The organism is Roseivirga pacifica, assembly GCF_900111145.1.
GTDB lineage: Bacteria > Bacteroidota > Bacteroidia > Cytophagales > Cyclobacteriaceae > Roseivirga > Roseivirga pacifica.
Window position 1 is genome coordinate 1358996 of sequence record NZ_FOIR01000002.1, and the last position, 24412, is coordinate 1383407.

The following is a 24412-nucleotide window of genomic DNA, read 5'->3' on the forward strand; positions in this document are numbered from 1 at the left end:
TTACTTAAAGCTTTTTATATACGATGTACCCATGTCCATTAAATTACTATTATTGAAGCCCATGAAATCGACCGAATTTGATTCAGCCGCCTCAAAGTCATTTATTGAGTCTCCAATCAAAACGCAGTCTTCTTGAGCGTAGCCGAATTGGGAGAGAACAGACTTCACCAATTGCTTTTTGGGGGTTGGAGAACCATCGATTGTAAGAAAATATTGATCTATATCGAGTTGCTCACAAAGGTATCTTAATTCATTACCATCGGAACCAGAGACTATGTGCATCTTATATCTCTGAACGTTTTCTATAATAAAATTCAAACTATCAGAAATAAGAAGGCTTGGGTTAATGAGCAATGATTTCATCACATTTGAGAATTGCTCGGCTAAACCATTAACGCTATCATTTGAAATTTCCTCACCACGAATTTCCTCAAAAAAGTACCGGAACTTAACATACCTTGATAATCCTCCATTCTTACGGTGATAAACGAGTAGCTCATTTACTTGGGCTTCAGAATACTCCTTTAATACTTCTACAAACCCCTGATCTCTAATGGCCATAGAGTCCAGAATCACACCATCGAAATCCCAGAGTATTACTTTATAATTCTCCAAACTTTTCATAGAGCACTTCTGCAATTTTAAAATCCTCTTCCCAATCGATATCCGTGGATGTTAGTCTATCCATTTCATAGAAAAATGGCTTAAGCCCAACTCTATTTTGACGCTTTATATAAATGTCCCTATGTGCTAAAAATATCGCATGATTGACTTCAAATAAATCTGGTAAGTCTTGTGTTCTTGGCCATTGCAAACCCGACTGCTGTTCCTTAATGAGTTTATTATCCTTCCTTCTAAACAGAAAATTCTTAAACGAACAACCAGATATTAATGAGTCATAACCATTTTGAATAGCCTCTTTATATTCAAGTATCGCCTTATCGTAAATTGCAGCACTCGCCAGAGGTGTGGTCGCATGCCCCCAAAGAATTAGATCATGACTAACGACAGAGGGTACATAATTGATCAAATCGGTCAACGAAGTAGTATCGAGGCACAATGCCTGTGGTCTTTCAACCACTTTTATTCTTTCAGATTTCGGGTCAAGGTCAGCGGCAAGTTTTATAGCTGAAGGGTCATTTGTTGATAACAAAACCTCATCAATGGCAACAGACTTTAAGAGTTGCCTAAGCTTAAGTTCCAAAATACCATTTTCAAAGCCTGCAAAAAGCCTCAAATTTTTATTGATAACACGCTGGCTTCCCGTTCTAATAGGTAAAAAAAAGGAAACTTTCATTAAACTAGTTTACCGTAAACTGATTGCACATCTAGTCCTTTATAGTTTGTAGGCGTTAGTGAAACAATTGAATTTTCAGCAATGTCACTGAAGTCTTTAAATACTAGTTCATTTTCCTCAGATAGGCTTTTCTCTTGTTGAGAAATATTACCCTCCATATAGCCATCGTAGCCTACCATAAACACCTGCGTTGCTCCTAAGTCTATCGCAGCTTGAATTGCCAAAACAGTATGGGTATCTTTGTTCACCTTAGTGAAAGTTACCTCTTTAAGTTCATTGGATTTACCAGATAAGGCGGATGGAATATACGTCCCCATTTCCCTCGGATAAGGCGGCAAGATGCATTGCCCCTTAAAATCAACCATTTGATCAAATACCTTTTCCAATCTATGGCCTTCGCTACCCACTAAGCAGAAAAACTGAGGTGTATCAGCGAGTTCTTCATAATGCTTAGCATTTTTAGAACTAGCATGTACAATAGCTACACTTTCCTGTTTACCAATCCAATGTTTTATGGCCTCTGCATGATCAACCGCATTAGGCCCGCCCCCGACAATTAATACGTTTTGATATGAGCTTGATTGCTCAAAAATCGGGAGCTTCTCATTGTCTTGGCTTCCTTTCTTTCTGTTCTGAAGTGCCCTGATGATACTATTAAAAGAATAGAATCTTCTAGTCACCCACTCCATTACATCTTTTTGCGGTAATGAATTAGCTCCTGAAACCATATAAGGCAAATTGGTTCCCCAGCCATGTTGCGATTGTAATTGCTCAAAAGCCTCTACCACTGATGTTAGGGCATTAAAATTCACATCTAGCTCATGTTTAGCATTCAAGGCAGTTAATAGAAGTTCGGTCTTGAGATTTCCCGCACCTCTTCCCATCCCAGTGATGGTTGCATCTACTATTTCAACTCCTTCTTCAATAGCCGTAAGGGTATTAATCAAGCCTAACTCTAGGTTGTTATGACCATGAAAGCCCAGTGCTACATCGGTTTCATTCCGTACCATTTTAATGGTTTGCTTAATATCTCCTGGGAATACTCCTCCAAATGAATCAACCATGTAGAAATAATCAACCAAACCAGCCGTTCGAGGTAACTCTTTAATAAAGGCTCCATTCTCTGACCATGATGACATATACATCACATTAAAGGCCACTTTAAATCCATGACTCTTTAATTCCGTTGCAAGTATCAATGCCTCATCAAAGTTATCTGGATTTACCGCTACACGCACCAAGTCAAGGTAATCCTTTACCGGCACCAAAACTTCCTTTACATCTGATACCGGGAAGTCCTTCTGATTTAAGATTACGGCTAGTTTCTTGTCTGTTAATCTTCTAGCATTCTCGAGTACATATTCTGGACAGTAAAAGTATTGTCCTAAATAATTGGCCAACTCTCTACTCCTATATCCTATTTCCAGATACTCAATTGGCAATTGCTGCATTGCCCTAAAGTAGGTTTCAACAAGTGCTGGTTTAAAATCCCAATTGGTGTAGTAACCACCATCTCGAAGGGTGCAGTCTAGTATTTTCAAAGTTTATTCTAATTTATCGCCAATTGAACCTAAAGATCGTTTATTCGGTAATCTTCTTCAACCAATCATCAACAGTAGTCTCAATACTATACTTAAACCGGGAAGCATAAGCATTTAGCTTCATTTCACTATATAGTTCTTGCCGATCAATAAAGTAGTCCAGTGATTCTACTATATTTTCAAAATTAGTTGAATCGTAAAGAATGCCATTCTTCTCGTGTTCTATAATATGTCTTGGACCAAAATCACAATCATTGCTGATTACTAGAGTTCCAGCAGCAAATGATTCAATAAACACGTTTCCGAAACTTTCATGACTTGTATTCAAAATAAAGTAGAAAGCCTTACTGAAATAAGGATATGGATTTTTAACAAAACCTAACAGCTTTACTCTCGAATCGAGGCCATTAGTATTAATCTGATTCATTAATTTCTGATGCAACTCCCCTTCTCCCAAAATCAATAAACGATGAGTTCTTGAAATTTGACTTTGTGAAAAGGCATCTATTAAAGCCTCAAACCCCTTACTTTTCGATAACCTGCCTGCCGAGACAATAAATGGTTGATCAAGAAAATCTGTGCTCTCAAAATCGGTGCATGATTTTTCTATTTTTTCCGTGTCTATTGGATTATTAACCTGAACCAACTTTTCTCCAGATTTACCAAAGTAAGCCTTACAGGCTTGAAAGAGACCTTCAGAAGGGACCACAACTTTCCTAACATGAGGAAAGGCAACCATATATTTTTGTAAGTACCTCCGGTATAGCTTCTTTTTGTAAATAAATATATTGCTTTCTATTCTAAAAATAGTCTTAGGGTAAAAGAGAAAAAAAATAAGCTTGTTAATTCCTAATGAAAATGAAACTAGCTTATCAGGTCGATGAAGGTAGACCAATTTAAACAGTTTGAGATAAACCAGAAAAAACCTTGTAACTCTAGACCAGCGCTTTTCTGGACTAAGAATAACGGAGTTCTCTTTTAAACCGAAATCATCATAATCAAATACTCCATTAATCAATAAAAAAGTAACACTGTACCCTCTTTTTATCAGTTCTAGACCTATTCTGGAAGCGGTGCGTTCAGTGCCTCCAGACTTAAAAGAGCCTACAACCAAAAATATTGTTTTTCCTTTACCTGACATTCTTGAGTGAATCCAATGTCACGGATGAGTTAAAAAAATCAGCATTTGCCAAAACCTTGGCCTCATCCCAGTCCCACCACTTTAATTTATTAAGTTCTTCAATAATCACATTATCAAACCTGTACTTAATGACTTTCGCTGGGTTCCCCCCGACTATAGAATACGGAGGAACATCTTTTGTAACAATGCTACCCGCGCCAATAATGGCCCCATTTCCTACCTTTATTCCAGAGAGCAGTACAGAATAGGCTCCTATCCAAACATCATTACCTATTTCAACACTCCCCTTGCTTATCAGTTCTCTCTTATGGTTAGTTTTAAGAATATGTTTGTTAATGAAATATGTAGAGGGTCTATTTATTGGATGATTATACTCTTGAATTAACACGCCCTTTGCTATCGAGCAGTAATTACCAATTGTAATCGGGTTAATTTTTGAAAGTATACTGGTATTAGGCCCATTGATAGTGTTAAAAGACCCTATATTCACCTCACCGTAAACCTCTAAGTGCTTTAGAACATTATTCTTACCAATCCTAACGTTTCCAGCAAGAGTCAGCCCTCTAGCCAAATTACTTGAGTCAAAATTATTACTTCCAAGGCTATTCTGATTATTAAGAAAGTTACTTAATCTCTTAATAAGCTTTGACATAAGGCATTATTTATGAGTAAATAAGAATCGATACATCTTCTCTATTTCTTCTTCACTAAATAGCGAGTTTAAAATAACTCTGTTTCTTTCTTTCCGATCATGGAAGTCCCTATCATATTTTTTAAGATCACTAATGGATTTTAACTCCTTATATGAAACCACACTCAAGCCTTGTTCACTGAAAAATCTAAATAAAGTACTGTCGGGGTGCATTACCAATATTTTCCCCATCCACAATACCGACAATGAGTTGTTAGCCGCTTGCTGCCTTAAATGAAAGAACACAACGATATCACAATTATTTATAATATCTAAATATTCGTGAATTGGCATAAAGGACTCTAAGTATTTCATTGGCAGAAGGCTCTTTGCCACATACTGTTTAATCCGCGACTTATAAGTCTCAGATCCAGAATAAGAAATAGGCATAACTACCCTACTTACATTATTAAAAGAAGATTCAATATAATCGACTAATTCAAAATGATTATTCGTAGCATTCAATGAGTTACCGGCCATTATATGCAAATCATCATAATTAATATCCGAACTTACTACATCACTTCTAAAAAGATCGATTGCCGATAAGTAAGAAAAAAAATGGAATTTCAATTCGCAAGGTATTGTACTTTTAATGAGTTCATAGTCCCCGTGAACCCAAGTACAACAATAATCGATATGCTTTAATGCCCTTCTCTTTCTTGCGTCCATCTGTTTTATCAAACGGATCACCATCCTTCGGTATTTAGAAAAAACCGAACTAGCTACTTTCGCATTTCTTTTTGTTTTAGGCAACAGAACATTTTCTCTTAAACCTTTCAACGAATAGCCATCAGCTCCCCAAAAGAACCAAAAATAGGTTCCCAATTTTGGATTATCTAGAATGAAATCCACGGCATAACCGCCTAAATAGTGAACAAATATTTTCTTAACTTCTCTAAGATTAATGTTACTTTTCTTTAATTCCGAGTAGGATCTAAAGTGATAGATAGAAGTGCTTTTCACTAACTTTATTGATGGAGAAAACACTATAAATATATTTCCCTCCCCATACTCCTCACACTTTGGTATTATTTTATCAACAAATACACTATCAGTAAACAAATGGAGATTCATTTCAACATTTTCTTTTTAATTAAATCATACAAATCAATAAAAGCAGCTAGTCTTAAAAACTTACAAGAAGAAACATAAATCACTGCAAAGGCCAAACCTGAAATCAAAAACTCAACCCATGAAGCTAAAGGGAGTTGAATAAAGTTGATCGGTATAGCACACACCAGTGCTATGAAAAAGTAGGGGATAAAATTTTTTACAATAGACCAAAGTTTCAGCCCAATGATATTACCCATAAAAAACAACTCAGGAATAAAGGCCAAAAAAGAAGAAATACAATATCCATAAACCATTCCCATAAGCCCTCCCTTCCACAAGCCTATCACAATTCCTGCTATCATGAGCAATCTAGAAAAAACACCTACTTTAAACATCAGCATAGTTTTGCCCTGGGCTAAATAAATATTACCGCTAAGTGTACCAATGGCCTGAAACATACCCAAAATGCTTAATACTCTAAATATGGGAATCACCGGTTTCCATTGATCACCATAAATTATCATTACGACAATATCTGCTTTCATTGCCAATAAAAACATCACAGGAAAAGAAACAAAAGCTATAACTCTGGATATTTTTAAATATGCCCTCCCCATTCTTGAAGGGTCTTCTTGAATTAATGAAAATGACGGAAACAAAACTTTTGTTATTGTTCCTGACAGTTGCCTAACCGGCAAGAGCATTAATGAATAAGCCTTCGTATAAAAAGCGAGTTCACCTTTGCCTAGAAATTTCCCAATAAGCAAATTATCTACGTTTCTCATCCAATAATTAACGGACTTATCCGCCAACAGAGGAAGACTGAACTTGAAAACATCAGATATAAAGACTTTTTTAAATACTATAGAGGGCACCCACCTGACTCTCAAAAAGTTAAAAAACTGATTGGAAATAATCTTAACATAAACCTGAACTACTAAAGCCCAATAACCGTAGCCTTTTAGCGCCAAAAAAACAGCCACTACACTAGATAATAGCGTGGAAAGAAAATTTCTGTAAAATATCTGTTTGAATTCCACATTCTTTAAAAGAATATTACCCCAAACTACCCCCACAGAGTTTAAAAGAAAGGAGAACGACACAAACTCCATAATTGCCTTTAACCTATCATCTTTAAAAAAAGAGGCTATAGGCTGCGCTAGCAAATAGACACCCAACGTTAGGGCAAGACCAATTCCAAGATTTAACCAAAAAACCGTACTATACTCATCATTGTTAACTTCCTTTTTTTGGACTAATGACGCCCCTATACCGAAATCTCTAATAATATTAACAAAACCAGTAGCAATGGTCACCATAGCCATTAGTCCAAAATCTTCGGGTACGAGGAGTCTAGCCAATATGGCCATTGTCGCCAGCTGTAGGACTTGAACACCTACTTGGTTTACAAACGACCAGAAGACTCCTTTAAAGACGAGTGCTCTAAGTTTAACCATAAACTAACTAATGGCCTCAATCACTTGTGAGAGCATTTGGTCATCTAATTCATAAAACAAAGGAAGCCTAAACAGACAATCTGTATAGTGGTCAGCGTTGTTTAAAACCCTGCCATCATGCTTGGTATTATAAAATGGACTTTTATGTAAAGAAAGGTAATGGAAAACTGGATGCACCTCTTTTTCTCTCATCCTAGCAAGGAGGTTCTCTCTGATAAATAAATCGTTTGCTACCAAATAAAACATATGTGCGTTGTTAGAGGCAAATTCTGGTATTGCCGGAAGCTGTACTTCTAGCTTTTCCACCACATTAATTAATCTATTAAAGTAATAGTCCCAAATATATTTTCGCTTTCGTTGTATATCGTCCAACTGCTCGAGCTGAGCATACAAAAATGCAGCTATTACTTCGGAAGGTAGAAACGATGAGCCAATATCAACCCAACCATATTTATCTACCTCTCCTCTAAAAAAAGCACTTCTATTCGTCCCTTTTTCCCAAATCACTTCAGCCCTATCAATAAAGCGTTCATCATTTATTACCAGCATTCCACCCTCTCCAGCAATTATATTTTTAGTCTCATGGAAGGAGAAGGCCGAAAGGTGTCCAATACCTCCGAGCGGCTTGCCTTTGTAATAACTATCAATGGCCTGCGCTGCATCTTCAACTACAAACAAGTTATGCCTACTTGCAATATCCATTATAGTATCCATATCACAGGCCACTCCTGCATAATGCACCACAACAATTGCTTTTGTATTAGTTGTAACCAGTGCTTCTATACTAGCCTCATTTATCCCAGGGTGGTCTTCCCTAGAGTCTGCGAAGACCAACTTTGCTCCCCGTAAGACAAAAGCATTAGCCGTTGAAACAAAGGTATAAGAAGGTAAAATCACCTCATCACCAGGAGCTATATCTAACAATATAGCGGCCATTTCTAAAGCATCTGTACAAGAGGTAGTAAGCAAGCACTTTTTAAAAGCATACTTTTCCTCAAAAAAAACCTGACACTTTTTAGTAAACCCGCCATTACCAGAGATTTTTCCTGAGCGTACGGCCTCTTCTATATACTTGGTTTCCTTACCAGATAAGTAAGGCTTATTGAATGGAATCATCCGAGAAAACTATTTATTAATTAGTTTAGCAGGCACACCTAAGTAGAGTCCCGAAGACTCTATGTTCTTTGTAACAACAGCGCCACCACCCGTTCGAGTGTTTGCACAGATATCGATATTATCTATGACGATAGTATTTATTCCTAAATTCACTTTGGGTCCAACATTTATGAACCCCGCCAGTGCTACCCGGGGAGATAAAAAAGAATGCGCACCAATGGTAGTATCATGGGCGATTGTACAACCCAAGTTTAAAATGCAATTTACCCCGACTTTTACTCTTTGATCAATAATACAACCTGGGTATAAAATTACACCATCAGCAATAGAAGCAGAACTATCTATAAAAGAAGTTGAATGGATAAAAGTAGCAAACGGAATATCAGTCGACAACTCTTCGTACAGCTGCTCCCTTAACACCATATGGTTATAGCCAATACCTAACAATACGCTATCAAATGTCCCTTTTGTAAAATGCTCTTTCAAACTAGCTATATTACCCATGACCTGAAAGCCATACTTTTTTGTACCAACCTTTTCAAAATCATCATAAAAACCTATAAAATCAAATCGGTCATCTTCCATCAACATTCTGGAAATTTGAAAACCCAAATCACCAGAACCAATTACCGCTACTCTTTCCATTAGTTTTTTAGGAACATCCTGGCCTGATCCCCCTCATTAAATAAAAGGTCTAATATTGTTACGGCATGATCAAAAGGAGGAAATAACTGATTGTATTCTATATAACCATTATAGTCCATCCATTCCACATTGATCTTACGTTCTGCGAACCGAGCTGGGTCAAGATAGTTTTTTGCGCTGGCACCGCTCAGATAAGTATCAGCACCTAACTTTGTACAAGCATCTATCAATTTTTCTACCCTGTCACCCCTCAATGATAATTCTCTCGAATCAATAATCTTTGTATCAATGTCCAAAAGCTTGCAAATAGCCTCTATAAAAGTCAAATTAATAGATGATAAAGATTTAGATTCTAATTTGTCATAGATAGCAAATACATAATCTCTCATTTCTTTGAAGCATTTAGCCTTAGCATAGTTAGCCTGAATTGAAGACTTGTGCTTTTTAACCCAAAGATCATGTGCCGTTTCTACTTCATAAATTTTACTCTCAAGACCTACTTTAGAAACAGGTATGGTCAGCCATGTTTTACCACTTTGACTCTTGATTTGATTTCTATTTCGCCAATCATTCTTAGTGTATTGAACCTCATCGTAAATAACAAACACATCAGACTTGGCAATTATATCAAAGTAGCCTTTCCATGGAATATAATTTGACTGAAGAATTGATACTATCATTGAATGTAATTTAAAGAAAAGTCATTCTGTTCCCATATGCCAATAGCGACATGTTTCCATGGTTTTTCTTTTTGCTTTTTTAGAAAGTCATACTCCCATTTATTTGGAACCTCAATGTTCTTTAAATAAATATTCAACTTTAACCCTTCAAGAGGAACATCATTCTTGGCAGCCCAGAACAAAGAGAAGTCCTTTATTCCTTTTTCAAGGTTTCTCTGATTCAGTTTAGGTCCATTAACTCTAAAAGTCCATTTTACCCAGTTAAAGGAATATGCATATTTATCGACATGACCTTCTTTGTCAATAATAGGTAACCACAATCTATCACCATTATGTAATTCAGCCTCTACACCATAGATATGATCATAGCCATCCATGTGTGCGTCCATAAAAACTGGGTGATTTGTTATACCAAAAAATACCTTACTAAAGTATTTTACTCTCAAAGACACACTATTCACAACCCGACCTATAGTTGTCTCATCAACTCCAGAAACCTCTCTAAGTTCTTTAACCAACAGTGAGTGATACGTAACATTAACTTGCAGTAGACTAACTATAAGTAAAAAACATGTAACAACCACTACCTTTAAACTCAATACTCTTCTTTTCCAATCATTGCCCCCCTTTATAGGTCTAACCAATTTAAAATCACCATCATACAGCGCCTTTAGAAATACTTCCTTGGCTCCAATCAAGTTAAGAAACCTTAGAAAAACGAAAGTAAACAGGTTACAATTAAGGACCTTTTCCAAAGCTTCTTGGCCAACGAATTTTTTCCCTTTGTTATCCAAGGCAAAACAACCGTAGTCCTTTTCGCCATCAGTAATTAATTCTACTCTAACTTTACCAAAACTTGAAATTTGCGATGCAATACTCTCATAATAATTACTTCGCTCGATTGAGTGATTACAATAGAATGTTAATTTAGGCGCCTTTAATCGAATTTTTTGTGATATATATTGCCACCATGAGAATGGCACCATAAGCATGTATATGCTCATCACTCCCAAGCCAAACCAAGGAATCGGGAACTCTAAAAATATTCCAAAATGTAGGCCTACTCCAATAAGAAATAATGATCCTCTCCACTTTTTTCTAAAAAACGTAAAAATAAAGACAGTTTCAAAAATTAACGTGAGGTAGCCCAACCCCATAACTAACCACCTAGTATTGAGTAATAGAGAACCATCAATATGAGTGAAGTGCGGTAGCGAAGCTGGTCTCCACATACCTAAACCTCCCATCCATGTTGGGGACATTGTCTTATAAAAAACAGAATCAAAATACACAAAAGCGATAGCCAAAAGAATAAAAACATGGTAGTTTAAAACACTCACCTGCCTACCTTCTCTATTTACACCACTAATAAGCTTAATCAGGTTATCTATAGACAAGGCATTAGAAATACTAGTAAAAATCAACAAGAAATTCACCCCCATATACACATAGAACATATGGTATTCATAGGTCTTAATAGTAGCGATAAAAACAACCGAAAATGCATAATTCAAGATGGTTGCTATTCGTGTATAAAAGCCAAAAATGATCATTACAATCACCAGCATCCATATGATGAGCGCAAACCTTAAATCAATATCTGCCGATTCAATGAAAGGGATTTTGTCAAATATTAACTCTTTGAAATAAAATATTTGCCCCACTTCACAAAGCAGTATTACCGAATAGAAGATTCTAAAAATAGCTAGGCCGGTAGCATCTACTTTTTTATTTAAAAGCCCACCTATAAATCCTTGTAAACGTTTCATGAAAAAATACTATTGATACCCAGCTTAATTAAAAGGTCGAAAGAAAGCATTAAAGAGTCTTATTAGACTTCCCTTCGTCTTCGTAATACCCACCTTCGTAGTTGCCATAACCGTAACCATAGCCATAGCCATAGCCATAACCATAACCATAGCCGTAACCATAGCCATACCCCTTATTCACCTTAAAGTCATTCAGTAATAAAGTGGCATTTTTTACAAGACCCTTTTTGGTAACATCATTCAAGAATGGAAATACCTGCTTTACAGTGTAGTTTTGGCGTACTACAAAAATATTCAAGTCGGCCAAAGTAGTGAGGTTAAAGGTGTCTGCTACTACGCCAATTGGCGGAGTATCAATCACAATTTGGTCATAGTCTTTTTTTAGTGATTCAATCAAGGCCTTCATCTCATCGGAGATAAGGAGTTCAGCTGGGTTAGGCGGTACAGGCCCCGCAGCAATTAAATCCAAATTTTCGTATTGCGTGCGTTGAATAATTTTTTCCTTTTCAACAAATCCAGCTAAAAAGTTAGACACCCCAAAGTCGTTACTCAACTCAAAATCGTCATAAAGCTTTGGCTTTCTAAGGTCTAAACCAACCAACACAGTTTTCTTTCCAGAAACAGCCAACATAGAGGCTAAATTCAAAGAGCAAAAAGACTTGCCTTCTCCAGAAGCATTAGAAGTAACCAAAATTGTTTGGACTTTCTTTTCCCGACCAAAAAAGGCAAGATTGGATCGTATAGCCCTAAAAGATTCCGACATAATGGACTTTGGGTGTTGCAATACAGCCAAGTTGCCCTGATACTTGTTATGCCCAATCATGCCTATAATCGGAATAGCTGTTTCATGTTCGACCTGCTTCCTAAATTCTATTTTATCGTTAAGTACTTCTTTAAGCAGCACGAACAAAAACGGCAATGCAAAACCTATCACTCCTCCAAGTGCATAATCGAATGGCTTGTTTGGAAAAAAAGGAGCCACACTACTTACCGCATGATCTACGACCTGCGCATTGGCCTCATTTGAGGCTTTTACGATACCAGCTTCGGCCTTCTTTTGCCTAAAGTATAAGAACATATTATAATACAGAGAATACACACGTTCTATATCTCCATACTCTCTTTGTGCAACCGGATAGTTCTGTAGTTCCGCGTCTAACGCTCGCAAATCGCCATCTACTTCATTCAGTTGCTTTTGAAGTTCGCCTTTTTTATTCCTTATATTTTGTGAAAGCAGTCCTACCAACTGACGAATCTCCAAATTGCGTGTTTGAATCTCTTCATTAAATTCAGCCAGCGTTTTACGCTTTTCCCTACGCTCAATAAGTACCTGCTGCAACCTGTCCGCTAAAACCTGAAAGTCAGAAGATTCATCAAATGCCAAAGGCACATATAGATTATCAAACTGTGCCGTATCTTGTAAATAGGATAAGTTATCATCCAGCGAACGAATGTTTCTTCCCAACAGACTCTTCTCCGTTTGTAAAGCAGTGATTCTTGAAGTTATATCCGAGCCTACCTGATTAAAATCAACCACCCTGTTTTCTACCTTTTTTTCATCAAGCTGAGAGGCGTAAATAGACAAGGTGTCTTGCAAAGCGCGCATCTCACGATCGATATACCTAATGGTGCGTTCGGCCGACAGGTTCTTCCTTTCCAATTCTTTGGACTGATATATTTCCATCAGTTTATTGAGGAAGTCTGCCCCTTTTTTGGGTTCTTTAGATTCAAGGGTTAGTACTGCTATAGAAGTAAATTCTCGTAGGTATGTAACATGAAGGTTCCCATTCCACTCTTTAACCTGACTATTAAAATCGCGTAGCTTAAAGTAAAATGTTTGCCCTGATAAGTTCGCACTGCGGTTAAAAGAAAGTGTGAAACTATACTGATCTGTTTCAATTAACTCATAAGGCTTATAAATCGGTCCTGATTCGTGGTTTTCATCATCTGCCAATGATACGCGGAACTGGTTATTTTCGAGAAAAGAAATCTGAAATTCTATTTCCTTAATTTGTGGTTTTTCGAGTGTGGGCTTGATTATAAAAGGCAAGGAATGATACTCTTCAATCGTTTTAATTCTGCCTTTGGTATAGTACTCCACATCAAAATCTAATTCCCGTAGCGTTGATGCTGTGATTTCGTCACTCTTTAGTCTTTCAATCTCATTTAAAAAGTTCACATTAAAGTCGAAGCCAAACTGATCGATAATGGATTGATCGATGTTCACATTCGTCTCGGGAATCAGAATAGTCGACCTCAACCTAAATTTTTCCGTGCTATAACGATGAAAAACAAAGGCACATAAAAGTCCAACAAGTATGGTAATAACAAATACCGGCCAATTCCTTATTATTTTTATCAATAATAATTTAGGGTCGAAAGGCGCACCTCCTCCTTTATTAGGAGAATCATCCTCAAAAAAATCGAAATCCTTATCAGTCATTAATTGTTGATTATACTAATGATAAGTGCAGTACCAGAAACTACGCCAACGATAGCCGCAAAAGTTTGAAGTGCTGATTCTCCTGTACCCAGTTCTCTAATCTTCAATGGCGGAACATAAATAATATCGTTGGGTTGTAAAAAATACAATGGTGATTGTAACAATTTACGTTCTGTCACATCCACCTCATGAATCCTTACACCATCAGGATATTGCCTGATAATTTGAACATGTGCCCTGTTCGCATTTAGGGTTAAGTCACCAGACGTTGCAATTGCTTCAATTAAGTTGGCTTCATACTGTTGTAATGTTTGCGGTCCTGGCGCGTTCACTTCACCAAAAATGGTATAACGAATTCCATCCAACTTAACATTGACCAAAATATCGTTTACACCTTCTTGTTCGCGAATTAAGTCTTCAAGCTTATACTTCAATTCCTCTGTTGTGAGCCCAGCTGCCTCAATTCTCCCCAAGGCATTAATTTCAACATTACCATCTTTATCTACATTGTAGCCAGTAAAATAAAGGTTTTGCTGGCCTCCATTTCCACCACCTCCCCCTCTTGCCATATTAGACCCCAGTGCATTCGTTCTCAACAATAGTGGATAAAATTTCTCTACTGCTGTCTGCTCGCGAGAGTAGAAATTAATCAGAAGAATATCATTCGGTTGTAATCTGTAATCTTGTCTACTAAGTTCTATAAGTGTATCCAAGCCCAACTCTGCTACATCTTCCTTATTTTGGATATAGATAACCTTCTCATTAGGGATACAACTACTGGCTGCGGCTACAATTACAACTAATAAGAGTAGTTGTTTAAATAGTTTGATCATTCTACTTCGTTTTTGGCTTGCTGGCCTAATTCAAAGGCTTGCTTGGCCATAGTTAAAAAGTCTTCCATTTTATGAAGCGGAATCATATTTGGCCCATCACTTTTTGCTTCTGATGGGGTTGGGTGCGTTTCAATAAAGAAACCGTCAACTCCAGTAGCACCTGCTGCTCTTGCTAAATATGGTGCAAATTGCTTTTTACCTCCTGAACTTCCCCCCATACCACCAGGCTGCTGCACACTATGCGTAACATCAAAAATCACAGGTGCAAACTGGCGCATAATCGGCAAAGCACGCATATCTACCACAAGATTATGATAGCCAAAAGAAACACCTCTTTCGGTTAAGCAAATTTTCTCGTTTCCGGTAGACTTCACCTTGTTCACTGCATACTGCATGTCTTCAGGTGCCATAAACTGTCCGCGCTTGATTTTCACCGTTTTTCCTGTCTCGCCTGCCGCCACCAACAAGTCTGTTTGTCGGCATAAATAAGCGGGTATTTGCAATGCTTGCGCCACGTCACTCACAGGTTTTGCCTGTTGTGACTCGTGGATGTCGGTAACAATTGGTAGGCCAAATTCCTGCTTAATATTGTCTAATACGCGCAGTCCTTCTTCGAACCCTAAACCTCTGTAAGAATCTACAGAAGTTCGGTTAGCCTTATCGAATGATGCCTTAAAGATATATTGAATGTCGAGCCTATCGCAAATCTTTTGAAGGCTTTCTGCCACCTTAGCACAAACTTCATACGACTCTACAGCACAAGGCCCTGAAAACAAGACCATTCGGCCATCCCCTATTGTTATTGAATCATTTAGGTTAAAGCCTTTGTTAAATTTCTCCATTTAGGTCAATTGTTGAATTATCTCTCCGTAATTGTCTTTTGCCGTTAATATGATATCTCCAAGCTCTCTCAGCGTTCCTTTTCCACCTTCTGCTTCAAGCACCAAATCCACGAACTCTTTTACTTTAAAGTGTCCATCATTTGGTGTGGCGGCCAAGCCCACCTTGGTAATTACAGGCAGGTCGTTAATATCGTCTCCAATGTACGCTACTTCTTCCGCTTCCAGCTTATAATCTTTTAGTATTGCAGCAAGCACTTCAGCTTTATTGCTAATTCCATGATAATGAAAATCCATTTTTAGCTCTTCGCACCTGTTTTTCACTACCTGAGAAGCTCGCCCTGTAATCACACCAACTAATATTCCGTACTGCTTTAGGTACTTCACTATCTGGCCATCCTTTACATTGAACCGTTTTAATTCCAGGCCATTGTTATCGTAAATGATGCCGCCATCGGTTAATACACCATCAACATCGCAAATAACTGCTTTTATCAGTTGTGCTTTTTGAATTATAGGGGAGGAAATTTCTTTCATAACTAACTCAGCAAAAGTAAACTTTCTGGGCCTTCTACCCTAACGCCCTATATCGTTTTGAAATTTTATTCCTTGTAAAAGCACCAAATCGCTATATTAAAACCCACAAATCAACACCTATGCGATACTTCAAACTTGTGCTTTCACTGATTCTAACAATTGGAATCTTTTATGGACTAAACTCTAAATTCGACCCGCTACCTCCATTAGGAAAGTTCTTAGCCCCAAACCAAGGCATTTGGCAGAACGACAAAACATATGATGGTATGGCGGATGAACTCTCAATTCCAGGTTTGAAAGCCCCCGTAACAGTGCACTACGATGATCATTTGATTCCCCATGTTTTCGCCCAAAACGATGAAGACCTTTACAGAACGCAAGGCTTTATAACTGCGCAGCATCGTTTGTGGCAAATGGAGTTTCAAACACATGCTGCTGCCGGTAGGCTATCGGAAGTTGTAGGTGCCGCAGCCATTGACTACGACCGTACGCAAAGAAGAAAGGGCATGATTTACGGAGCCGAAAAGGCCGTAGAAACAATGCGTAAAGATCCAATTATGTTGGCACAACTTGAGGCATACAGAGATGGTATTAATATGTACATAAACTCACTAAACAGTGCTAGCTATCCGGTAGAATACAAATTATTGGACTATGCGCCAGAACCTTGGACAATAGAAAAGACTGCGCTCCTACTTATGTACATGACCGACATGCTGGCAGGAAGAGATTCCGACCTAGAGTACACCAACTTCATTGCCAAATTCGGAAAAGAGCGCTTCGACTTTCTTTTCCCTGATTTTTTTGATGTAAACGACCCAATTATACCTAAAGAAAGAGACTGGAGCGATTGGGAGGTAAATACACCAGAAGTACCCGATGGTGATTTTCCGCTTGATCAATTAGATGAGATCATGGCAAAACCCCACCCCGACAACGGCAGTAACAACTGGGCTGTTGGTCCTGAGAAATCTTACTCTGGTAATCCTATTCTGGCAAACGACCCGCACCTACAATTGAACCTTCCTTCCATTTGGTACGCCATGCAATTGGCTACGCCAGAAAAAAATACTTTTGGAGTAACCTTGCCTGGTGCTATGGGCATAGTCATCGGTTTCAATCAAGATATCTCTTGGGGTGTAACCAATGCCACACGAGATGTAAAGGATTGGTATAAGATTACTTTTAAAGATGATGCGAAAGATGAGTACTGGCACGACAATCAATGGAAGGCAACTACCAAGCGTATTGAAGAGATAAAAATTAAAGGCGAAAAGCCATTCTACGATACCGTTGTTTACACTCACCATGGTCCGGTGAGTTACGATGAAACCTTTATGGGCAATGGTAACAAAGGCGTAGGTTATGCCATGAAATGGGCCGGACATTTGGGCGGAAATAACCAAAAAACCCTGATTGAACTAAACGCAGCCAAAAACTACGAGGACTATAAAGCCGCGATAGTACACTTTGCGGCACCAGCTCAAAACTTCATTTTCTCATCGCGCGAAGGAGACATAGCGCTTTGGGTGCAAGGTCAGTTACCGAATAAATGGAAAGGCCAGGGTAAATTCCTAATGGACGGATCTAACCCAGCTCACGACTGGCAGGGCTTTATTCCACAAGAACACAATGCCCATGTACTAAACCCAGAAAGAGGCTTTGTGAGCTCAGCCAACCAGCATCCGGTTGACGTTTCTTATCCTTATTATATTTTCAACGATGGGTACGAAATGTACCGAAACAGAGTGATTAATGACTTTTTCAGGTCGAAGGAGAAGTTCGATATTCAAGATTTTAAAGACTTACACAACAACAACTATAACTTAAAAGCAGCCGAACTTCTTCCAACTATGATAGCAAGTCTTAGAGGGCAAAACCTTTCTAAACAAGAAAGCGATCTTCTAGATGAAGTGGCCAATTGGGACTACTATAACGACATTGACAAGCTTGGCCCTACGATTTGGGAGATTTGGTGGAACAAACTTCGCTACTCAGTTTGGGATGAAATAAGAAATGAAGAAGCACCAATGGATGCGCCTTTCCAATACCAAACTATTTACTTGTTGAAGAACCACCCCGAAGATCCAGCGATGGACATTCAAGAAACCCCAGAAGTTGAAACAGCAACCGATTTGTTCTTAAAAAGCTTTAAAGCAACAGCCAGTAGTATTGCTGATCTCAGCGCTAGCGGAGAATCAATTAGCTGGGGTGACTACAAAGCGACTTACGCTGGGCACCTGCTTCAGGCATTACCTGCCTTCTCTCGCTTCGACTTGCCAATTGGCGGCAACAGCGGCATTGTAAACGCTACTAGCCAAAACCATGGCCCCTCTTGGCGCATGATCGTAGAAATGACCGACCCACCAACAGCATACGGGGTGTACCCTGGTGGTCAATCGGGCAACCCAGGCAGCAAATATTACGATGACCTGGTAGATATTTGGGCTGCAGGGGAATACCTATCCATCAAGTTTATGCAAAACGCCCAAGATAATTCGGGCATTCAATTCTCTCAAACTTTGACTCCACTACAATGAAAAAGATTATAGAAAGCCTAATTCTTACAACCGTACTTGCCATAGTACTTTCAGCATTTCTTCCTTGGTGGGCTATTATGGTTGCGGGGCTTTTGTCAGGTGCAATCGTTCGCCTACGAAATGTAGCCGCCTTCTTTGTTCCCTTTCTAGCAATCAGCTTATTTTGGATTGTATACGCGTACATGCTTAGCAGTGCTAATGACTTTACGCTAGCCAGCAAAATCGCAACTCTATTAAAGCTCAACGGAAATGTAGTTTTGCTTTTAATTGTTACAGGGATTGTCGGTGGTCTGGCAGGCGGAATTTCAGCACTCTTGGGCAACTCAATTAGTGCCGTGCTAGCCAAAGAAAAATGAATCAGACCACAGTAGTTCCGCATTTTGTAATCGACTTCGATAGTACTTTCACCAAAGTTGAGGCTTTGGACATTTTGGGTGAAATATCATTAGAAAATCACCCTGAAAAAGTAGAGAGGCTACAAAAGATTAAAGATGTAACCGATTTAGGAATGGCGGGTGAGCTTTCGCTTCGCGAATCTTTAGAGGCTAGAATTCAAATTTTAGATGCCAAACAAAGCCACTTGGCCGAATTGGTAAAAAGGCTGAGCAAACTCGTTTCTAATTCTATTTCAAGGAATAAGGAGTTTTTCGAACAAAATGCCGGCAATACTTACATTGTAAGCAATGGCTTCAAAGATTTCATTGTGCCGGTTGTCACCCAAATGGGCATAAAACCAGAGCATGTTTTTGCCAACGACTTTGTGTTTGATGAAGCCGGGAATATCATCGACTTCAACAAGGAAAATGTTCTGTCTTCCAATGGTGGAAAAGTAAAGCAAATTGAACAACTTGGCCTTGAAGGCGAAATCTATATGATTGGCGATGGCTACACCGATTATGAAGTAAAAAAAGCTGGTGTTGCCAATAAATTTTACGCCTACACAGAAAATATTGAGCGTGACAATGTAAAGGCCAATGCCGACCACATTGCACCTAGTTTTGACGAAATACTATTTAAAAATAAAATGAGCGGAGCGCTTTCTTACCCGAAAAACAGAATCAAGATGCTGCTGTTGGAAAACGTGCATCCACATGCCTTGGAGAAACTAAGAGCCGATGGTTTCTCGGTAGAAAGCTACCCTGCCGGGCTTGATGAGGATGAACTTTGCGAAAAGATCAAAGGCATTCATGTTTTAGGTATTCGCTCCAAAACGCAGGTAACCGCTAAAGTGCTTAAAAAGGCCGATAAGCTGATGGCCATTGGTGCCTTCTGTATTGGCACCAACCAAATCGATCTGGACGCTGCGCTTGAAAAAGGTATCGCTGTTTTCAATGCACCATTTAGCAACACACGTTCTGTGGTTGAATTAGCCATTGCCGAAATCATAATGCTTATGCGTGGCATTCCTGATAAGAATGCAGACATGCACGTTGGCAAGTGGTCTAAAACTGCTGCCAATAGCTACGAAATAAGAGGTAAGAAACTGGGCATTATAGGTTACGGCAACATCGGTTCGCAACTTTCTGTTTTGGCCGAAAATATGGGCATGCAGGTTTACTACTATGACATTGAGGAAAGGCTTGCTCTTGGTAATGCCACCAAATGCGATAGTCTGGAAGAATTGCTTGGCCTTGCCGATGTAATTACCCTACACATTGACGGCCGCCCAGAAAATAAGAACATCTTCCGCAAAGAGCACTTCGATATGATTAAAGATGGTGCTGTTTTCTTAAACTTGGCCCGAGGCCCTGTGGTTGAAATACCAGCATTGAAAGATGCACTCGCTTCCGGCAAATTGCGCGGAGCTGGAGTAGACGTATTTCCTGAAGAACCAAAAAGCAACAATGACCCTTTCGAGTCGGAATTGAAAGGTTTGAAAAATACGATTCTAACCCCACACGTTGGAGGAAGCACACAAGAGGCACAGGAAAACATTGCAGATTTTGTTCCGAACAAGATTATGGACTACATCAATACAGGTAACACTGCTTTGAGTGTAAACTTCCCTAACCTTACGCTCCCTCCTTTGAAAAACGCGCACAGGTTATTGCACATCCACTTGAACAAACCGGGTGTTTTGGCTACCATAAACCGCGTTTTGGCAGAACACGATGCCAACATTGTAGGTCAGTATTTGAAAACCAACGAAACAGTTGGCTATGTAATTACCGACATTAACAAGGCATACGATAAGGAGTTAACCACTGCTTTGAAGAAGATTGAGCATACGATTAAGTTTAGAGTGCTTTATTAAGGAAGTAGTTCAATGCCTTTGACAATTCCCCTCCTAAATTAGGAGGGGTTAGGGGTGGTTTTAATTTCATGCCATCAAACAGTAATTGCAAGCAGCCGAGAAATGTATTAGCTTTTGGGTTCCAAAAAATAGAACCTATGAAATACATTCGCCAGCGCGTACTTGCTGCTTTTGCAATACTCGCACTAGCCATTTCTGGCTGTTCCACTCACGAAACAGCCGACACCATCTTTATTAACGGAACCGTTTATACTGTTGATGAAACCAATCCTAAAGTTGAAGCAGTAGCTGTAAAAGACGGAATGATTCAGGCCGTAGGCAACCTACAAGACATCCTCAAATTTCAAGGAGACGAGACCAAGGTAGTTGACCTAAATGGCATGACCATGACACCTGGGTTCATCGAATCACATGCACATATGATGGGTGTGGGCTACAACAAGCTCGAGATTGACCTGATGTACGTAAAAACCTACGATGAACTAGTTGAGAAAGTAGCTGAGGCTGTTGAAAAAGCGGAACCAGGGGACTGGATTACTGGCCGTGGCTGGCATCAAGACAAGTGGATAGAAAAGCCTGACAACATGGTAAAAGGCTTTCAAACTCACGAAAAACTAAGTGCAGTTAGCCCCGATAATCCTGTTTGGCTTAGACATGCCAGCGGCCATGCAGCTTTCGGCAATGCCAAAGCCATGGAATTGGCAGGAGTGAATAACCTTAGCATAGAAAGCCTTCAAGGTGAAGTAGAAGGTGGTGAAATCATTAAAGATGACCTGGGCAATCCAACTGGCATTTTCACCGAAAGAGCTGAAGGAATAATTGGCAAACTGGTACCCCAAGAGACCGAAGAAAGAGCAGAGCAGGCATTAGAACTAGCCATTCAGGAGTGTTTAAGGCTTGGCATCACTTCTTTTCACGATGCTGGCTCTGGCCAGGCCTATGTTGACAGGTTACTTCGATTTAAAGAACAAGGCCGCCTAAAAATCAGGACTTATACCATGCTGACGGGTACACAGCCAGAACTACTGAAGGAATGGGCAGATAAAGGCCCAATGATTGACCCTGATCACCAAGTGACTGTAAGGGCATTCAAGCTGCATACTGATGGTGCTTTGGGTTCTCGTGGTGCTTGGTTATTAGAAGAGTATTCGGATCGACCGGGACATTTTGGTCATGAAACCGTACCAATGGAGCGCGTTGGCCAAGTTGCTTTAATGGCGCTAGAATCTGGCTTTCAACTTTGCTCTCACGCCATTGGTGACAGAGCCAATCAGGAAGTGCTAGACCAATATGAAATGGCCTTCAATAAATTTCCTGACTTGAACCCGAAAGATCAACGCTTTAGAATTGAGCACGCGCAACACCTCAGCTTGGATGATATTGCGCGCTTTGGTGAAATGAATGTGATTGCCGCCATGCAAGCCATTCATATGAGTTCAGACAGGCCTTGGGCCATTGACCGATTGGGCGAAAGACGCATAGTAGAAGGCGCTTATGTTTGGCAAAAACTTATGGAAGCAGATGCTACCGTTGCCAATGGCACGGATGCCCCTGTAGAGCCGCTCGATCCTTTACCTTCTTTCTACGCATCGATTGCCCGTAAAACTTTGCAAGGCACCCCTGAAGGAGGCTATGAAGCCGACCAGGCCATGACGAGAGCACAAGCACTTAAATCTTATACTTTAGATGGCGCCTATGCTGAGTTTGAAGAAGACTTTAAAGGCTCCATTGAAGTAGGCAAAGCAGCCGACTTTACCGTTTTCGATAAAGACATTATGACAATTCCCGAAATGGAGATTTTGAATACCAAAGCCATGATGACCGTGGTAGGTGGTGAAATTGTATATGAGGGGAAATAGTTTAATGGTGAATTGGTCATTAGACATTAGTGAATTAGTAGAATAGTCATTAATTAATGAACCAATTGTTTCTAAGGCTTTTGTTAATTCTGAGCACTATAGCAGTGGTTGCAAGCTGTTCATATGATACCCCTAATAAATATGCGGTTGAAAGATGGCAAAGTTGCTATGGCGGATTAGAAGTATTGGATTCTCATTTTATGTCGGGAGGCTTAGAATTACAAAAAGCTCAGCCAATATCACCACAAAAGCCTACACCATGGTTAGAATATAGAAACTTCCAACCGTTATTTGAAAGAGGCGGAATATCTAGAAACTGCCAACCAAATCGGCTAATGGTTGTAAAGGGAGTTCGAATCTATGAATTGGACAACTATAAGAGGAACCCTAGTGATCGGCCTTCAACAATGGGGATAGACGAAAAACATATTCTAATAAAAGGTAGCTTTTCGGCTATTAAAAGGGAAGAAATTCCTTACATAGAAAGTTGGAAAATAATCTATAGTGTAACAGTTAATGACACAACCAAACACCTCATTCTACAGCATTAAAAAAAAGCCACTCAATTGAGTGGCTTTTATATTAAACCCATAAGAACCTAAAGGTTGATCGAACCTCTATAAAAGACAAGGTTTGGGCTATCCTTTTGCTCGCAACAGTCCACTGTTATCCTGCACTAAGTACGAGGCCATGAAGTTATTACACTTCACGGTGAGGCCTTGTTTTGAGATGGACTCACCCGGTATTTGAGTTAAATTTGTAAAGTTCGAAAACTAGTCTAAGCTCAAATGGGTATGTCTTTGTACTACAAAGGTACCAAGTATTTAAGTTCCATTAAACCTAAATAACATTGAGTTTTCCACATTAGGGTCGTACTTTCATTAACTTACCACTAGAGTAATATATATTCACCAAAATGAAACAACTCACACTCCTTTTACTTGTTATTCCTTATTACGCATTTGGTCAAAAAATGAGTATATCTGAGGAGGCAAACATGGTAGCTAAGCTTCAACTAATCGAAGAAATTGAGAAATTCGATTCTGCTCCACTTGAAAACTATTACCCGAAAGAGCACAATAAATCTCCACTAGTATTTGAAAATTGGAAAACCGTAAAAATTAATCTCCACTCTGGAGAGTCCTTCGACTCGATTTCCGTCAACATAGATGGCCAGCTAAATAAGTTAGTAGCCGATTTCGGTGTTTATGATGTTCCTATTGAATTGAACTCCGAGATAATCTATTCCTTCTCTACCTATGACACACAGCCCACAACATTTTTAGTTCTGACTAACAAAGAAGCCCCGATGATCGATACTGAATATGGCTTTTTTGAAATATTGACAAGTAAGCCGGATCTGAAAATCCTGAAGCATACAGAAAAGATTTTAAAGAAAGCTGAATATACCATTACCTATGGCTCTGAGAGCACCAAAGACAGGTATGTCTATTTCGAAACCTACTACTTAAAAACCGAGAATGGCGAATACCAAGAAATATCACTTACTAAAAACAATCTTAGAAAAATGCTTGGGAAATCAAACTTCCGAAAAGCGCAGGCATTTGTAAATCAGAAGTCGTTAGACTGGAGGAATGACGCACACTTGGCAAAAGTTATTAGCGAGTTCTACTAATCAGCCTACTTAACTTGTAATTCACATCAATCCCAACTGTAACAAAAACACGCCTCACACCATCTATTTAAGAAATTA

Annotated in this window: 20 protein-coding genes; 5 read left to right on the top strand and 15 right to left on the bottom strand. The window is 39.1% G+C overall.

Annotated features, from left to right (window positions below):
• Genes BMW98_RS14705 through BMW98_RS14775 form a run of 15 tightly spaced genes read right to left on the bottom strand, consistent with a single transcriptional unit; the run spans position 1 to position 16045 of the window.
• Positions 1-624, bottom strand: coding sequence for an HAD family hydrolase (locus BMW98_RS14705; RefSeq protein ID WP_090259336.1), 624 nt, complete (start codon positions 622-624; stop codon positions 1-3).
• Positions 602-1297 carry an acylneuraminate cytidylyltransferase family protein gene (locus BMW98_RS14710; RefSeq protein ID WP_090259337.1) on the bottom strand — a complete coding sequence of 232 codons (696 nt, stop codon included), beginning with the start codon at positions 1295-1297 and terminating at the stop codon, positions 602-604. The genes BMW98_RS14705 and BMW98_RS14710 overlap by 23 nt, the downstream gene beginning before the upstream one ends.
• Positions 1297-2838: an aldolase catalytic domain-containing protein gene (locus BMW98_RS14715; RefSeq protein WP_222843652.1), complete on the bottom strand. Its 1542-nt coding sequence runs from the start codon at positions 2836-2838 to the stop codon at positions 1297-1299. The genes BMW98_RS14710 and BMW98_RS14715 overlap by 1 nt, the downstream gene beginning before the upstream one ends.
• Positions 2839-2878: 40 nt before the next feature.
• Positions 2879-3979 (bottom strand): glycosyltransferase, encoded by a 1101-nt coding sequence (locus BMW98_RS14720; protein WP_090259338.1) that lies wholly within the window; start codon positions 3977-3979, stop codon positions 2879-2881.
• The gene (locus tag BMW98_RS14725) at positions 3969-4631 is read right to left on the bottom strand and encodes a CatB-related O-acetyltransferase (protein ID WP_090259339.1); all 663 of its coding nucleotides are present in this window, start codon (positions 4629-4631) and stop codon (positions 3969-3971) included. The genes BMW98_RS14720 and BMW98_RS14725 overlap by 11 nt, the downstream gene beginning before the upstream one ends.
• 6 nt (positions 4632-4637) lie before the next feature.
• The gene (locus BMW98_RS14730; RefSeq protein WP_090259340.1) at positions 4638-5747 is read right to left on the bottom strand and encodes a TDP-N-acetylfucosamine:lipid II N-acetylfucosaminyltransferase family protein; all 1110 of its coding nucleotides are present in this window, start codon (positions 5745-5747) and stop codon (positions 4638-4640) included.
• Complete coding sequence (locus BMW98_RS14735) at positions 5744-7183, bottom strand: MOP flippase family protein (RefSeq protein WP_090259341.1); 1440 nt, start codon at positions 7181-7183, stop codon at positions 5744-5746. The genes BMW98_RS14730 and BMW98_RS14735 overlap by 4 nt, the downstream gene beginning before the upstream one ends.
• 3 nt (positions 7184-7186) lie before the next feature.
• A complete protein-coding gene (rffA, locus tag BMW98_RS14740; RefSeq protein ID WP_090259342.1) occupies positions 7187-8299 on the bottom strand; it encodes a dTDP-4-amino-4,6-dideoxygalactose transaminase in 1113 nt (370 codons plus the stop codon).
• A 9-nt stretch (positions 8300-8308) separates the two neighbouring features.
• Positions 8309-8944, bottom strand: coding sequence for a NeuD/PglB/VioB family sugar acetyltransferase (locus tag BMW98_RS14745; RefSeq protein WP_090259343.1), 636 nt, complete (start codon positions 8942-8944; stop codon positions 8309-8311).
• Positions 8944-9624 carry a WbqC family protein gene (locus BMW98_RS14750; RefSeq protein WP_090259344.1) on the bottom strand — a complete coding sequence of 227 codons (681 nt, stop codon included), beginning with the start codon at positions 9622-9624 and terminating at the stop codon, positions 8944-8946. Before BMW98_RS14750 ends, BMW98_RS14745 begins: the two co-directional genes overlap by 1 nt.
• Positions 9621-11393, bottom strand: coding sequence for an HTTM domain-containing protein (locus BMW98_RS14755; RefSeq protein ID WP_090259345.1), 1773 nt, complete (start codon positions 11391-11393; stop codon positions 9621-9623). Before BMW98_RS14755 ends, BMW98_RS14750 begins: the two co-directional genes overlap by 4 nt.
• Before the next feature lie 49 nt (positions 11394-11442).
• Positions 11443-13836 carry a polysaccharide biosynthesis tyrosine autokinase gene (locus tag BMW98_RS20545; RefSeq protein WP_090259346.1) on the bottom strand — a complete coding sequence of 798 codons (2394 nt, stop codon included), beginning with the start codon at positions 13834-13836 and terminating at the stop codon, positions 11443-11445.
• Positions 13836-14669: a polysaccharide biosynthesis/export family protein gene (locus BMW98_RS14765; protein ID WP_090259347.1), complete on the bottom strand. Its 834-nt coding sequence runs from the start codon at positions 14667-14669 to the stop codon at positions 13836-13838. Before BMW98_RS14765 ends, BMW98_RS20545 begins: the two co-directional genes overlap by 1 nt.
• On the bottom strand, positions 14666-15511 hold the full coding sequence (gene kdsA, locus BMW98_RS14770; protein WP_090259348.1) for a 3-deoxy-8-phosphooctulonate synthase: 846 nt from the start codon (positions 15509-15511) through the stop codon (positions 14666-14668). Before kdsA ends, BMW98_RS14765 begins: the two co-directional genes overlap by 4 nt.
• Positions 15512-16045, bottom strand: coding sequence for a KdsC family phosphatase (locus BMW98_RS14775; RefSeq protein ID WP_090259349.1), 534 nt, complete (start codon positions 16043-16045; stop codon positions 15512-15514). It abuts the gene before it with no gap.
• Positions 16046-16164: 119 nt separating this feature from the next.
• Between BMW98_RS14775 and BMW98_RS14780 the strand changes: the two genes are divergently transcribed.
• The 5 genes from BMW98_RS14780 (at position 16165) to BMW98_RS14805 (ending at position 24334) form a co-directional block, all read left to right on the top strand.
• Positions 16165-18585, top strand: coding sequence for a penicillin acylase family protein (locus BMW98_RS14780; RefSeq protein WP_090259350.1), 2421 nt, complete (start codon positions 16165-16167; stop codon positions 18583-18585).
• Positions 18582-18941 carry a hypothetical protein gene (locus BMW98_RS14785; protein WP_090259351.1) on the top strand — a complete coding sequence of 120 codons (360 nt, stop codon included), beginning with the start codon at positions 18582-18584 and terminating at the stop codon, positions 18939-18941. Before BMW98_RS14780 ends, BMW98_RS14785 begins: the two co-directional genes overlap by 4 nt.
• Positions 18938-20839: a phosphoglycerate dehydrogenase gene (serA, locus tag BMW98_RS14790; RefSeq protein WP_090259352.1), complete on the top strand. Its 1902-nt coding sequence runs from the start codon at positions 18938-18940 to the stop codon at positions 20837-20839. Before BMW98_RS14785 ends, serA begins: the two co-directional genes overlap by 4 nt.
• 137 nt (positions 20840-20976) lie before the next feature.
• On the top strand, positions 20977-22698 hold the full coding sequence (locus tag BMW98_RS14795) for an amidohydrolase (RefSeq protein ID WP_090259486.1): 1722 nt from the start codon (positions 20977-20979) through the stop codon (positions 22696-22698).
• Positions 22699-23614: 916 nt separating this feature from the next.
• Positions 23615-24334 (top strand): hypothetical protein, encoded by a 720-nt coding sequence (locus tag BMW98_RS14805; RefSeq protein WP_090259354.1) that lies wholly within the window; start codon positions 23615-23617, stop codon positions 24332-24334.
• The last annotated feature ends 78 nt before the right edge of the window (positions 24335-24412 follow it).